Source organism: Mycobacterium sp. MAA66, assembly GCF_041261665.1.
Taxonomy (GTDB): Bacteria; Actinomycetota; Actinomycetes; order Mycobacteriales; family Mycobacteriaceae; genus Mycobacterium.
In genome coordinates this window covers 54,177-67,676 of record NZ_JBGCCC010000009.1, presented here as the reverse complement: position 1 = coordinate 67,676, position 13,500 = coordinate 54,177, and the positions used below count along the sequence as shown (strand labels likewise).

The 13,500-nt window shown below is 66.6% G+C and carries 12 protein-coding genes; 5 read left to right on the top strand and 7 right to left on the bottom strand.

Annotation, left to right across the window (positions count from 1 at the left end; genetic code table 11):
• Window positions 1-77 precede the first annotated feature (77 nt).
• Window positions 78-1,379: an acetyl-CoA C-acetyltransferase gene (locus ABIA30_RS21635; protein ID WP_370069182.1), complete on the top strand. Its 1,302-nt coding sequence runs from the start codon at window positions 78-80 to the stop codon at window positions 1,377-1,379.
• 103 nt (window positions 1,380-1,482) lie between these two features.
• Here ABIA30_RS21635 and ABIA30_RS21630 read toward each other — a convergent pair whose 3' ends face one another.
• The gene (locus ABIA30_RS21630; protein ID WP_370069180.1) at window positions 1,483-2,289 is read right to left on the bottom strand and encodes an alpha/beta fold hydrolase; all 807 of its coding nucleotides are present in this window, start codon (window positions 2,287-2,289) and stop codon (window positions 1,483-1,485) included.
• A 121-nt stretch (window positions 2,290-2,410) separates the two neighbouring features.
• Between ABIA30_RS21630 and ABIA30_RS21625 the strand changes: the two genes are divergently transcribed.
• Window positions 2,411-2,989 (top strand): TetR/AcrR family transcriptional regulator, encoded by a 579-nt coding sequence (locus tag ABIA30_RS21625; protein ID WP_370069178.1) that lies wholly within the window; start codon window positions 2,411-2,413, stop codon window positions 2,987-2,989.
• Here the strand turns inward: ABIA30_RS21625 and ABIA30_RS21620 are convergent.
• Together ABIA30_RS21620 and ABIA30_RS21615 are read right to left on the bottom strand one after the other, a co-directional pair.
• A complete protein-coding gene (locus tag ABIA30_RS21620; protein WP_370069177.1) occupies window positions 2,983-3,318 on the bottom strand; it encodes a DUF488 domain-containing protein in 336 nt (111 codons plus the stop codon). The two genes, ABIA30_RS21625 and ABIA30_RS21620, sit on opposite strands and share 7 nt — an antisense overlap.
• Window positions 3,315-4,430, bottom strand: coding sequence for a TDT family transporter (locus ABIA30_RS21615; RefSeq protein ID WP_370069175.1), 1,116 nt, complete (start codon window positions 4,428-4,430; stop codon window positions 3,315-3,317). The genes ABIA30_RS21620 and ABIA30_RS21615 overlap by 4 nt, the downstream gene beginning before the upstream one ends.
• An 82-nt stretch (window positions 4,431-4,512) precedes the next feature.
• Here ABIA30_RS21615 and ABIA30_RS21610 point away from each other — a divergent pair, with 82 nt between their 5' ends.
• A complete protein-coding gene (locus tag ABIA30_RS21610; protein WP_370069173.1) occupies window positions 4,513-5,430 on the top strand; it encodes a TIGR03564 family F420-dependent LLM class oxidoreductase in 918 nt (305 codons plus the stop codon).
• A gap of 60 nt (window positions 5,431-5,490) precedes the next feature.
• Entirely contained in the window at window positions 5,491-6,204 is a 714-nt protein-coding gene (locus ABIA30_RS21605; RefSeq protein WP_370069171.1) for a VIT family protein, read from the top strand.
• A 3-nt stretch (window positions 6,205-6,207) separates the two neighbouring features.
• On the opposite strand, the gene phaZ is transcribed toward ABIA30_RS21605, so the two are convergent.
• From phaZ to ABIA30_RS21590, 3 genes are read right to left on the bottom strand one after another with little or no spacing between them, the layout of a single operon-like run.
• Window positions 6,208-7,041 carry a poly(3-hydroxyalkanoate) depolymerase gene (gene phaZ / locus ABIA30_RS21600; protein ID WP_370069169.1) on the bottom strand — a complete coding sequence of 278 codons (834 nt, stop codon included), beginning with the start codon at window positions 7,039-7,041 and terminating at the stop codon, window positions 6,208-6,210.
• Window positions 7,038-8,726 carry a PHA/PHB synthase family protein gene (locus tag ABIA30_RS21595; protein ID WP_370069167.1) on the bottom strand — a complete coding sequence of 563 codons (1,689 nt, stop codon included), beginning with the start codon at window positions 8,724-8,726 and terminating at the stop codon, window positions 7,038-7,040. The genes phaZ and ABIA30_RS21595 overlap by 4 nt, the downstream gene beginning before the upstream one ends.
• A gap of 1 nt (window position 8,727) precedes the next feature.
• A complete protein-coding gene (locus ABIA30_RS21590) occupies window positions 8,728-10,251 on the bottom strand; it encodes a long-chain fatty acid--CoA ligase (protein ID WP_370069165.1) in 1,524 nt (507 codons plus the stop codon).
• Window positions 10,252-10,362: 111 nt separating this feature from the next.
• Here ABIA30_RS21590 and ABIA30_RS21585 point away from each other — a divergent pair, with 111 nt between their 5' ends.
• Entirely contained in the window at window positions 10,363-11,562 is a 1,200-nt protein-coding gene (locus ABIA30_RS21585; protein ID WP_370069163.1) for a PucR family transcriptional regulator, read from the top strand.
• Window positions 11,563-11,615: 53 nt separating this feature from the next.
• On the opposite strand, the gene ABIA30_RS21580 is transcribed toward ABIA30_RS21585, so the two are convergent.
• Window positions 11,616-13,451, bottom strand: coding sequence for an acyl-CoA dehydrogenase (locus ABIA30_RS21580; RefSeq protein WP_370069161.1), 1,836 nt, complete (start codon window positions 13,449-13,451; stop codon window positions 11,616-11,618).
• Window positions 13,452-13,500: the final 49 nt, after the last annotated feature.

Below are 13,500 nucleotides of genomic sequence, written 5' to 3'. Positions count from 1 at the left end.
TTACTCCAGAGTAAGAACCGTGGGTAGTATGCCCTTCGACACTCCATCCTTCCTTGCATGAGAACGGGAGCAAAGCCGTGGCCGACAACAACAGCCGCCGCCGGGTAGCAGTCCTCGGTGGTAATCGCATTCCCTTCGCGCGATCCGACGGCGCTTACGCCAACGCCTCCAACCAGGACATGTTCACCGCAGCTCTGGACGGTTTGATCGACCGGTTCAACCTCAAAGGTGAGCGCCTCGACATGGTGATCGGCGGCGCTGTGCTCAAGCACAGCCGTGATTTCAATCTCATCCGCGAATGTGTGCTGGGCACTTCGCTGTCGCCGTACACGCCGGCGTTCGACCTGCAACAGGCCTGTGGCACCGGTCTGCAGTCGGCCATTGCGGCCGCTGACGGCATCGCGGCGGGTCGCTACCAGGTGGCCGCGGCCGGTGGCGTGGACACCGCCTCGGACGCGCCGATCGCTTTCGGCGACGACCTGCGCCGGGTGCTGTTGAGCCTGCGCCGGGCCAAGTCCAACATCGACCGACTGAAGCTGGTGGGCAAGCTGCCGGCCGCGGTCGGCGTCGAGATTCCGGTCAACAGCGAGGCCCGCACCGGGCTGTCGATGGGCGAGCACGCCGCCATGACCGCCAAAGAGATGGGCGTCAAGCGCGTCGACCAGGACGCCCTCGCCGCCGCCAGCCACCAGAACATGGCCGCCGCTTACGACCGCGGCTTCTTCGACGACCTCGTCTCCCCGTTCCTGGGCCTGTACCGCGACAACAACCTGCGCGGTGACTCGTCGACCGAGAAACTGGCCAAGCTGAAGCCCGTGTTCGGGGTCAAGTTGGGTGACGCCACCATGACAGCGGGCAACTCGACCCCTTTGACCGACGGCGCCTCGGTGGCGCTGTTGTCCACCGACGTGTGGGCGGCCGAGCACGACATCCCGGTGCTGGCCTACTTCGTCGACTCGGAGACCGCCGCAGTCGACTACGTCAACGGCTCCGACGGCCTGCTGATGGCGCCGACCTACGCGGTACCGCGACTGCTGGCCCGTAACGGCCTGAAACTGCAGGACTTCGACTTCTACGAGATCCACGAGGCGTTCGCCTCGGTGGTGCTGGCCACGCTCGCGGCGTGGGAATCCGACCAGTACTGCAAGGAGCGCCTCGGCCTGGACGGTGCGCTGGGCTCGATCGACCGGTCCAAGCTCAACGTCAACGGCTCGTCGCTGGCCGCGGGTCACCCGTTCGCCGCGACAGGCGGGCGCATCGTGGCTCAGTTGGCCAAGCAGCTCGCCGAGAAGAGGAAGCAGACCGGCCAGCCGGTCCGTGGCCTGATCTCCATCTGCGCCGCCGGCGGGCAGGGCGTCACTGCGATTTTGGAGGCCTGATCCTCGGCGGGTGTAACACCACCCGCCGGCCTGCCGATACCCCAAGTGCCTCGTGTTTCCGTCAGACCCCGACCCGACGGAAACACGAGGCACTTTTCGTTTGTCAGCCGATGCGCTCGCGAATGGTCGCCAGGAACGGCTGCACCGCGGCCAGGAATTCGCCGGGCGCGGACGAGAACGAGACATGGCCGGTGTTCAGCATCGTGAACTGGGAGCCAGGGATCGCGGCATTGGCGGCACGGCCGGCGGCCTTCGGGATGGCGACGTCACGGCGACCCCAGATGATCAGCGTCGGCGCGGCTATTTGTGCCCCGCGGGATCGCAGATCGTGCTCGGGTTCGGCGAAACTGCGCCACAGCGCGGCCCCTTGTAGGCGACCCGCAGCCGTGCGTTCGAGCTCCCTGGTGCGCTCGGCGATCTCATGGTCCAGCGCGGTCTGAGGCTTCATGTAGGCACTGATGAACAGTGGCGCGACCATCTTGAACACCGCAGGCGTGCCCATCGTCCGGCAGAACAGCCGGGACGCCGCGTTCATCGGCATGAACCCGCCGGTCTGAACCAACACCAGCCCGGCCACCAGTTCCGGCCGGTTGATCGCCAGTCGTGCAGCGGCGAACCCGCCCACCGAATTGCCGATCAACACCACCTTCGATACGCCCAAGTGGTCGACCAGGTCTTCGAGGGCGTCGGCGAACAGAGGCGCGCTCAAGTTGGCCGGATCCGCCGGCGGCGCCGACTCGCCGCAGCCGGGCCAGTCGAGGGCAATGACGCGGTGGTCGCGCGCCAATGCGGGGGCGATGGCGTCGAAGTCGTGGTGGCTGTGCAGCGTGGCGTGTAACAGGATCAAGACCGGGCCTTCGCCGTGGTCCTGATACGTGAGAGCTCCTGCTCGGGTCTCGACTATGGGCATGTGCCGATGTTAGCCATTGATCGACCGGTCGGTCAATGAATACGCCAGAATAGACCATCTACATGGCGATTCGCGTAATATCACCACTGACCAGTCGGTCACCGAGAGTGAACAGGATGTCATGACGACCGGAATATCGCGGGCCGCAGCCAAGGAACGAACCCGTGAAGCGCTGCTGGACATCGGCTTTGCACTTGCCGAGACCACCGGGTTGGACAGCCTGAGTGTCAACGCCATCACCGGGGCCGCCGGGGTGGCCAAGGGCACGTTCTTTCATCACTTCGGTGACCGCACCGCGTACCTGGTTCAGCTGCACCGGCGGTTTCATGATCGGATCCTGGCCGACGTGCAGCACGCCGTTGCGGGTCTGCCGTCGGGTCGTGAGCGCTTGGCGGCGATATCGACCACCTATCTGGACGCCTGCCTGAGCCAGCGTGGTGTCCGTGCGCTCATCCTCGAAGCCCGCGCGTTGGTACCGATCCAGGATGAGATCACCCGGCGCAATGAAGCGACGGTGACTCTGCTGACCACCGACTTCGTCGCCCTTGGCTGGTCGGCACCAGCCGTCGCGGCACGGCTGTGGATCGGGGCGACCGTCGAGTGCGCACTGCTGGAACTCGGGTTGGGTCACGCCGACCGGCAGGCCCGTGCCACCCTCGTCGACTTCGCGACCGCACCAAAGCCGGGTTCGTCTCACTGAGACGTGGTCTGCTCCAGGAATTCCGCCAGTACGGGCACGTGGCTGTGCTCGATCTCCCGGGCCGCCGTCACCAGGGTGACCGGTGCCCGCAGCTGTGCCACCGAATCGGAGTCGGTCAGCTCTTCGCGGTAGCGGGCCACGAAGTCGTCGTAGCGGTCCGGGTGGGCGTGGTACCACTTGCGCAACTCGGTCGATGGCGCAATTTCCGGCAGCCAGGTGCCGACGCGTGGGTCGTCCTTGTGAATTCCCCTGGGCCACAACCGATCCACCAGTACCCGGGGTGGCCGTGCCGGGTCGATGGGGTCGTACACCCGAGCCGTCGCGATCATTTCGGGTCTTTGTGGATCGGCGCCGGAGGCGGCGCCGGGGCGAACAGGCTGCCTCCGACGCTGCCGCGCAACGTACGGACCGCCACCAGCGCCCAGGTGGAGAGCAGACAGCCATAAGCCACTACCGCCGCGACCCGGAACATCGGCAGCCCGGTATGAGCGGCCAGTTGCGAGGTACCGGTCACGAAGGTGCCGACGGGGAAGGTCAGGCTCCACCAGGTCAGCGCGAACGACATGCCGCGGCGCAGCGTGCGAACCGTCAGCGCGGTCGCCAATCCGATCCACAGCACTGCGAAGCCCCACACCGGCACCCCGAACAGCACCGCGAAAACCTGCATACCGGAGGCTAATTCGGGCTTGACCGCCAGTGCCGCCACGGTTCCCAGCAGGCCGGCCGCGGTGATGCCCTGTCCCAACGGTCCTAGCACGATCCACAGCGTCGGTACCCGGGCGGAGCCCGAGGTGCCGTAGTGCGCCAGCCGGCTCCAGATCAGCGTGATGATGATCAGCGCGGCGATCAGCGACAGCCCGAACATCGCGAAGCAGCCGTAGAACATCGTGGCGCGGCCCGTACCGGGCGGCAGGTGTGGAATGAGCAGCGCACCCGACGCCGCTGCGACCATCGGCGGCACCACCGGCATCAGCCAGCCGCCGAAGGCCGCGTCGGGCCCGACCTCCAGTTGAGTGAACATCAGGTACGGGATGGTCATCGCGGTGAACAGCCCGCCGACGGTGCCCGCGCTCCACAGCACCCAGTCCACGTCGACCGCCAGCCGCATGCCGATCAGATCACGGCCGATCAGCACGGCGCCGGTACCCACGGTCAGCAGGGCCATCGGTGCCGCCCCGTAGAAGTGCGTCATCTGCGGATTACGCACCTGGCCGCGGGCCACTTTGGGGTGACGCACCCACTGCACCGTCACCGCGACGATCAGCAGCACCAGCAGGACCGCGGCGATCACCCACACCACTTCGGCGAAAGCTCGCAGTCCCGGGAACTGCACGGGCAAGGAGGCGGCGGCGGTGGCCACGATGCCGGTGCCCATCACCGAGGCGAACCAGTTCGGCCCGAAATACTGCAGCCGGGCAGTCTCCGCGGTCTCGGTGCTCATGCGCGATCCGCCTTCGCTACTCGCTTGCCGGTCATGCTTCGATATTCAACAGGTCACCTAACCCGGTCTGAAGGAGCGTCCCATGCAGATCAGCATTTTCGGTTCATTGAGCGGCCTCGGTTCCCCGGTCGACGACACCATTGCCTACCTCACCCAGCTGCGAGACGAGGGTTTCCGCCGGGTCTGGTTCGCCCAAATGCCTTATGAGCCAGACCTTCTCACCGTCCTGGCGGTCGCCCTGCACCAGGTCGACGGGATCGAGGCCGGCACCGGCGTGCTGCCGATCCAGAATCAGCACCCGATGCTGCTGGCCCAGCGAGCCCTGACCATCAGCAAGATGTCCGGCGGGCGGCTGTTGCTGGGCCTCGGTATGACGCATCAAGCCGTCACCGAAGGCATGTGGGGCATCCCGTGGGACAAGCCGGTGCGCCGGCTGAGCGAGTACCTCGACGGGCTGCTGCCGCTGTTGGCCGGAGAACAGGCCAACGCCATCGGTGAGACGGTGACCACTCGCGGCTCGCTGATGATTCCGGGTGCCCCGACCCCACCGGTCTACATCGCCGCGCTTGGCCCGCAGCTGCTGAAGGTCGCAGGTCGGCGTACCGCTGGGACGGTCACCTGGATGACCGGACCCAAGACGCTCAGTGGTCACATCGGCCCGACGCTGCGCCAGGCTGCCGCGGACGCCGGCCGGGCCGACGAGGTTCGGGTGGTCGCGGCGATTCCGATTGCTGTCACCGACGACGTCGACGGCGCCCGTAAGCAGGCCGCCGAGCAGTTCGTCATGTACGGGCACTTGCCGTCGTACCGAGCCATGCTCGACCGCGAGGGCTACGCCGGTCCGGAGGACATCGCGATCATCGGTGACGAGCAGGTGGTCCGGGACCGGTTGGCCGAACTGCGGGCAGCCGGAGTCGACGAGTACGTCGGCGTGACGTTCGATCCGTCGGCCGAGGGCCGGGCCCGCACCCGGTCAGTGCTCAAGGCACTGGATTCGTAGCGGGTTTGGCTAGCCTTCGATTGCTGGCGGATCGGCGCTGCGCCGTTTAGCGTCTCGGGCATGGCGTTCGAGTCCCACCCTGCCGAGCCCCATGTGGGTTCTGTTGCGTCCAAACTGAATTGGTTGCGTGCCGGTGTACTGGGCGCAAACGACGGCATCGTCTCGACTGCGGGCATCGTGGTCGGCGTTGCTGCCGCCACTGTGGACCGTGGGCCGATCTTCACTGCGGGTGTGGCCGGACTGGTTGCCGGTGCGGTGTCGATGGCCCTCGGCGAGTACGTGTCGGTGAGCACCCAGCGCGACACCGAATGCGCACTGCTCGAAAAGGAACGCCGCGAACTGCACGAGGATCCGGCGGCCGAGCTGGACGAGTTGGCCGGGCTGTTGGAAGGCAAGGGCATGTCGGTGGCGACCGCCCGCACCGCGGCCGAGGAGCTGACCGATCACAACGCGTTCGCCGCGCACGCGGAGGTCGAATTGGGCATCCAACCCGGTGATCTGGCCAACCCCTGGTCGGCGGCCGCTTCCTCTGCGGTGTCGTTCACGGCCGGGGCGCTGTTGCCGTTGATCGCGATTCTGCTGCCGCCGGTGACCGAGCGTGTCCCGGTGACCGTGATCGCGGTGCTGTTGGCACTGGCGATCACCGGCGTGGTGTCCGCCCGGCTCGGCGGCGCTCCGGCTGGTAAAGCCGTGGCGCGCAACGTGATCGGAGGTGCCCTGGCATTGGCGGCCACCTACCTTGTCGGGCACCTGGTCGGCGGCGTGATCAGTTAGTGGTCACGGCCGCTCCCCGGGCTCGTTGAGGAACTGGCTGATGACGGGCGCCAGTACGGCGGCGTTGGTGATGAGGTCGACGTGACCGCCGTCGTGCAGATACATCTGTGAGTGCGGCATCAGGCAATTCATCATCCTGGCGTTGATCACCGGGACGATCGGGTCATCGGTACCGGCCACGATCAACGTCTCCTGCCGGATTGCCGGCAGTGCGTGCAGACTGGTCCACACCGCGCCGGCCAACAACTGGTGCAGGTAGCCGACTTTCGAGCCGGCGTGCAACTGCTGCAGAAACAACTTGGCGACGTCCTCGCCGTGTTCACGGACCTTGCCGCCGTACAGCTCTCCGGCAACCGATGCGGCATAGCTGGTGTCCGAGAAACGCTTTGGTGTCAGCATTTTTGCCAGTACTCGGGGATGTCCGGGCACCATCACCGCTCCGGTTCCGGTGGCCACCAGGACCAGACGGCGGCAGCGCCGCGGATTCTGAAACGCGAACTGCTGTGCCAGCGCCCCGCCCCAGGACAGGCCCAGGATGTCCACCACGCTGTAGCCGAGCTTGTTCAGCATCCGTCCGAGCACCCAGGCCAGGTACGGAAATCCGTACGGGGCGAACGACACCGGTGAACCACCGGTGCCGGGCACGTCGAACCGGATCACCGTGGTCTGCGGTAGGAGGTGCTCGACGAAGGGGTCGAGCACCTCCAGGCTGGCGCCAATGCCGTTGCACAGCACCAGCGGGACCGCGCCGGCGTCGTTGCCCCGGTCGACTCGCACTCGCAGCCGCTGTCCGCCGACCGAAACGTAACGTTCAAGCGCTACCTCGTTGTTTGTCATTTCTGCAGCACGTACGTTCCGGGTGCCGGGCCGATCGCGGTGAAGCCCTCGGCTCCCAGTGTCACGGGTGCGTCGATTTCGTCGCCGCTGCGCTCGGCCAGCCACGCGACGTAGTCGGGCCACCATGAGTCGCTGGACTTTTCGGCGGCGGCCAGCCACTCGTCGGGCGTCTCGTCGGCGACTTGACCACCCCGATAGGAGGCCTTCGGATTGCCTGGCGGGTTGACCAGGGCTGCGATGTGGCCGCTGGAGGACAGCACGTACCGATTGTCCTTGCTACCAAGCAGTTTGGCGCTGCGATAGGTGGCCTGCCACGGTGAGATGTGGTCGGCGATGCCACCGATCACATAAGCGTCGCACGTGATGTTGCCCAGATCGACGGGGGTGCCGAGCATGCTCGCTTCCCCTGGTGTGACCAACGAATTGTGCACACCCATCAGCACCATGTCGCGGTGCAGTGCGGCGGCCATCCGGGTGGTGTCGGCGTTCCAGAACAAGACGTCGAAGGCGGCCGGAGACCGGCCCTGCACATAGTTGTTCACCCAGTACCGCCACACCAGATCGGTGGGACGCAGCCAGGCGAACATCTCGGCCATCGCCTTGCCGTCCAGGTAACCCTTGCGTGCCGAGGTGGCGATCGCGGCCTGCGCGGCGCGGTCGCTCATCGCGGCCGAGGCGAACCCGGCGCGGTCCTGATCCAGCACCGTCACCGCCAGGGTGAGGCCGGCGATCTTGTCGCCCTGACCCGTTGCGGCCAGATGCGCCGCGGTCATGGCCGTGATGATGCCGCCTGAGCAGCTGGCCATCACATGGGTGCCGTCCGAACCGGTGATCGCACGCACCGCGTCGATCGCCTCGACCAGGGCGCCGCCGTAAGCATCCAGTCCCCAATCCTTGTGTCGGGCCTGCGGATTGCGCCACGAGATGGTGAACACCTGCTGGCCCTGCTGGACGAAGTACTCGATCATGCTGCGGCCCGGGGCTATGTCCATGACGTAGTACTTGTTGATCACCGGCGGCACCATCAGCAGCGGCACCGCACGGACCTTCGGCGTCTGGGGCACGTACTGGATGAGTTCGAACATCGGGGTCTGCAGCACGACGGCGCCTTTGGTGACCGCGAGGGTCTCGCCGACGGCGTAGGCGTCGGGTTCGACCATGGCCGGCACCCGCGGCTGCGACATCATGTCGCGGGCGAAGGCCCGCAGCCCGCGCACCGCGCTCAGACCACCGGTGTCGATCAACGCTTTCCAGCCCAGCGGGCTGATCAACGGGTTGTTGGTAGGTGCCAGTCCCTCGACGAGGTTGTCCAGGACGAAGCGCATCCGGGCCTCGTCCCGCCAATCCAGATCGGCGTCGTCGAAAAGCCTTTCGGCGGTGTCGGAAGCGGCCAGGTAGGCCTGCATGATCCGGTGTAGTGCCGGGTTCTGTTGCCACGCAGGGTCACTGAAGCGTTTGTCGGCGCGGTTCGGGGCGAGGTCGCAGTCGCCGAGGGCGATACTGCCCAGCTCGCGGGCCAGTTCGGCGCCGCGGTCGAGCACCGTGCGGGGTTGCTTGGCCAGGTTGGCGCCCATCCGCAGCCAGGTGGCATCGGGTGTCATGCGGCGGACGAAGGGCCGCGTGGCACTGGTCAGCAGCAGGTCGAGCGGAACCGCTAGTTCGTCGGGAGCAATGCGGGTAGACATATCACTTCGTGCTTTCTGTTGTCGGAATGGTGATTTCGCGGCGCAGGAGCTTGCCCGTCGGACCCTTGGGCAGGGAGTCGACGAACCAGATGCGGCGCGGGTACTTGTAGGCGGCCACCTGGCTTTTGACGAACTCACGCAGTTCGTCGACCGTCACGGCGGCGTCCGGCTTGAGGGCGACGGCGGCGCCGACTTCCTCGCCCAGGGATTCATGAGGCATACCCACCACGACCGCCTCAGCGACGTCGGGATGGGCGTACAGCACCTCTTCCACCTCGCGTGGGTAGACGTTGAAACCGCCGCGGATGATCAAGACCTTCTTGCGGTCGACGATGTAGTAGTAGCCGTCCTCGTCGATCCGGCCGATGTCGCCGCTGGCGAACCAGCCCTCGGCGTTGATCGCCTCTGCGGTCGCCTCGGGCAGGTTCCAGTAGCCCTTCATGATGTTGTGGCCGCGAATCTGGATTTCGCCGGGTTCGCCCTGGGGCACCGGCATCCCGTCATCGGCGACCACGCGCATCTCGACGCCCTCCACCGGGGTGCCGACCGAACCCGGCTTGCGGGGTTTGTCGGGGTGGTTGAAGGAGGCGACAGGGGAGGTCTCGGACAGGCCGTAACCCTCCAGAATTGCGCAGCTGAAGGCGTTTTCGAAGTCGTGGATCACCTGGACCGGCATGGCTGCACCGCCCGATGCGCACAACCGGAGGGTGGCGGCGCCGGCTTTCACCCGGTCGTCGGGCAATTCGGCTGCGGCAGCGAGCATGGCCGAGTACATGGTCGGCACACCCTCGAAGATGGTGACGCGGTCGCGCTCGATGACCCGGAGCGCCTTGGCCGCATCGAACCGCGGAATCAAGGTCAGAGTGGCCCCGGCGAGCACCGCGCTGTTCAGCCCGCAGGTCAGGCCGAAGACGTGGAAGAGGGGAAGGCATCCCATGATGACGTCGTCGGGTCCGCCGTGGAACAGGGTCCGGACGCAGACGTCGGCGTTGCGGCCCAGCCCGCCGTGGGTCAGCTCGGCGCCCTTGGGTTGGCCCGTGGTCCCGGAGGTGTGCAGAACCACCGCGGTGTCGGTGTCGGCGCGCTGCTCCGGAGCGGTGTATTCGGTTTGGCCGGCAAGCAACTCCAGCAGGGCCGCATCGTCCACCAGGACGCACTGCGCTTCGGCTGCCGTGGCGCCGGCGCGGGCAGCGTCGGCAAAGGTCGGGGTGGCGAACAACGCCTTGGCGTCGGTGTTGGACAGGTAGAACTCGATCTCTCGGGCACTCAACAGCGGATTCATCGGCACGGCGACCGCGCCCCGGTACATCACCCCGTAGAAGACGATGGCGAAGGCCGGGGTGTTCGGGAGCATGATGCCAACGCGATCGCCGGGCTCGATGCCGAGGCGTTCGAGCAGGGTTGCCATCCGTGCGGCGGCGCGGTGGAACTCGTCGAAGGTGTAGGTCTGATCGTCGCAACGCAGGGCCGGGTGGGCCGGGCCGCGCTGCGCTGAGGCGGTGAGGTTGGTGGCGAGGTTGGTCATATCTCAAGGGTGATCCGGCGCCATTGCCGAAGCGATGGTGACGGGAACAACGCTGGTGCCCGTGGAATGTGATCGCCCACAACAGGCCGGGTGCTGGCCTATGGTTGGGCCATGACCTCGGCGCCCGCTTCTGCCGTCGACCGGTACATCGTCGACCTGAGCCGGCTGATGCTGGAGCGCATCGACCAACTCGGCGAACAATTGGCCGACCGGATCTGGGCCGAGATCGACGGCTATCGGACGTTGCCCCCTGCCGCCCGGGACAATGTGCGCGAAAGTTGTGTCGCCAACATGACTTTCGTGTTCCACTCGCTGACCGGCGATGGGAGCGCCGACCTGTCGCCGGCCATGGCCACCGGTCGGAATCGGGCCGTTGAAGGTGTCCCGTTGGCATCGGTGATGACGGCGTACCGCATCGGCTTCCGGTTGATGTGGGAGAAGACCGTGGCGACCGCACGTGAGATCGGTGTGCCCTCCGAGTCGATCCTGGCGGCCAGCGCCCAGATCTTCCTGAGCCAGGACGAGTTCACCCAGGCGATGACCGGTGCCTATCGCGAGCAGCTCACCAGTCAACTGGTGGATCGCGAGGAAGAGCGGTCGGCACTGGTCGAGGCCGTGCTGTTCGGCCGGATCACCGACCACCAAAGTCTCTGGGAAGCAGCCGATCTGCTGGGGCTTCCGACCGGCGGTCCGTATGTCGTTGCGGCAGCGGAGATTCCGGCGATCGGCAAGCTCGGGCTGCCGGAGATCGCCAACAAACTGGCGGCGCGGGACATTCGCTCGGTTTGGCGGCTGCTGCCCGATCTGCAGGTCGGCGTGGTGCATCTGCGGCAAGGCGCGACAACCTACGGCGCACTGACCGATGTGTTGCGCCGGGTGGCCACCGCGCGCGTCGGTCTGAGCCCGGCGTTCGACAGCCTCGCGGAGACGGGCGACGGATTGCGGCTGGCGCGCCTCGCCGTGGTGGGTCGACCGAGTACCGACGAGTTGGTGTGCGCCTTCGACGACGCCCCGCTGGCGTTCGCCGCGGTGAGCGCGCCCGAGGTGATGTCCCGTATCGAGGAGTCAGTACTCGGCGGCCTCAACGACTTGCCCGAAGAGGAACGGGCGATCCTGGTCGAGACCTTTCAGGCCTGGCTGGATGCAGGCGGCTCAGCCAATGGTGCCGCGGCCGCGATCTTCTGCCACCCGAACACCATTCGGCACCGGCTGCACCGTATCGAGGAGCGGACAGGGCGGTCGCTGGCGCGTCCCCGGGATGTCGCCGAACTCTGCCTGGCCTTCGAGATCGGCCGGCGCCTGCCCGACTAGGCCAACGCAAACGGCCCCCGGCGAGAGCCGAGGGCCGTTCACGTTGAAGGTGCCTAGAAGGCGGCTTCGTCGAGCTCCATGACCTCGTTGTCGATCGTGTCGATGACGGTGCGGGTGCTGGTGAGCAGCGGCAGCATGTTCTTGGCGAAGAACGACGCGGCCGCGACCTTGCCCTCGTAGAAGGCCTTGTCCTCACCGGTGGCGCCGGCGTCGAGCTTCTCGATCGCGACGGCTGCCTCGCGCTGCAGCAGCCAGCCGACCACCAGGTCGCCGACGGACAGCAGGAAGCGGACCGAACCCAGGCCTACCTTGTAGATGGCCTTCGAGTCTTCCTGAGCGGCCATCAGGTAGCCGGTCAGCGTGGCGGCCATGCCCTGGACGTCTTCCAGCGCGGTGGCGAGCAGGGCACGGTCGGCCTTCAGGCGGCCGTTGCCGGTCTCGGCCTTGATGAACGAGTCGATCTGGCCGGCCAGGTAGGCCAGGGCCTGACCCTTGTCGCGGACGATCTTGCGGAAGAAGAAGTCCTGCGCCTGGATGGCCGTGGTGCCCTCGTACAGCGAGTCGATCTTGGCGTCGCGGATGTACTGCTCGACGGGGTAGTCCTGCAGGAAGCCCGAACCACCGAAGGTCTGCAGCGACTCGGTCAGCTTGGCGTAGGCGGTCTCCGAGCCGAAGCCCTTGACCACCGGCAGCAGCAGGTCGTTGATCCGCAGTGCCAGTTTCTCGTCGATGCCGTGCAGGGCCTGGGCCACCTCGGGGTCCTGGAACGTCGCGGTGTACAGGTACAGCGCGCGCATGCCCTCGGCGTAGGACTTCTGGGTCATCAGCGAGCGACGGACGTCGGGGTGGTGGGTGATGGTGACGCGCGGGGCGGCCTTGTCCATCATCTGGGTCAGGTCGGCACCCTGCACGCGCTCCTTGGCGTACTCCAGGGCGTTCAGGTAGCCGGTCGACAGGGTGGCAATGGCCTTGGTGCCCACCATCATTCGAGCCTGCTCGATGACGTCGAACATCTGGGCAATACCGTTGTGCACCTCGCCGACCAGCCAGCCGATGGCGGGCTTGCCGTGCTGACCGAAGGTCAGCTCACAGGTGGCCGAAACCTTCAGGCCCATCTTGTGCTCGACGTTGGTGACGTAGACGCCGTTGCGCTCGCCCAACTCGCCGGTCTCGTGGTCGAACAGGAACTTCGGCACGAAGAACAGCGACAGACCCTTGGTGCCCGGGCCGGCGCCCTCGGGGCGGGCCAGCACCAGGTGCGCGATGTTCGGGAACAGGTCGTCGGCCTCGGCGGAGGTGATGAAGCGCTTCACACCGTCGATGTGCCAGGTGCCGTCGGCCTGCTGAACGGCCTTGGTGCGGCCGGCGCCGACGTCAGAACCGGCGTCCGGCTCGGTCAGCACCATGGTGGCGCCCCAGTCGTTGTCGGCGGCGATGGCCGCCCACTTCTTCTGCTCTTCGGTGCCGTTGTGGGCGAAGATCTGCGCGAAGCCGGCGCCGCCGCCGTACATCCAGACGGCCGGGTTGGCACCCAGGATGTGCTCGTTGAGGGCCCACAGCACTGCCTTGGGGGCCGGCATGCCGCCGAGCTCCTCGTCCAGGGAGACCTTGTTCCAGCCACCCTCGATGTAGGCGCGCACGGAGGCCTTGAAGGACTCGGGCAGCTTGACGGTGTGGGCGTTGGGGTCGAAGACCGGGGGGTTGCGGTCACCGTCGGCGAACGATTCGGCGATCGGGCCCTCGGCCAGGCGCGCCATCTCGTTGATCATTTCCTTGACGGTGTCGACATCCAGATCGGCGAACGATCCGGCACCTAGCGCCTTGTCCAAGCCAAGGACGTCGAACAGGGCAAAGACCTGGTCACGGACATTGCTCTTGTAGTGGCCCACAATTTCTCCTCGATGAGATGGAAGCTGTCGGTTGGGTACTCAGGGCTAA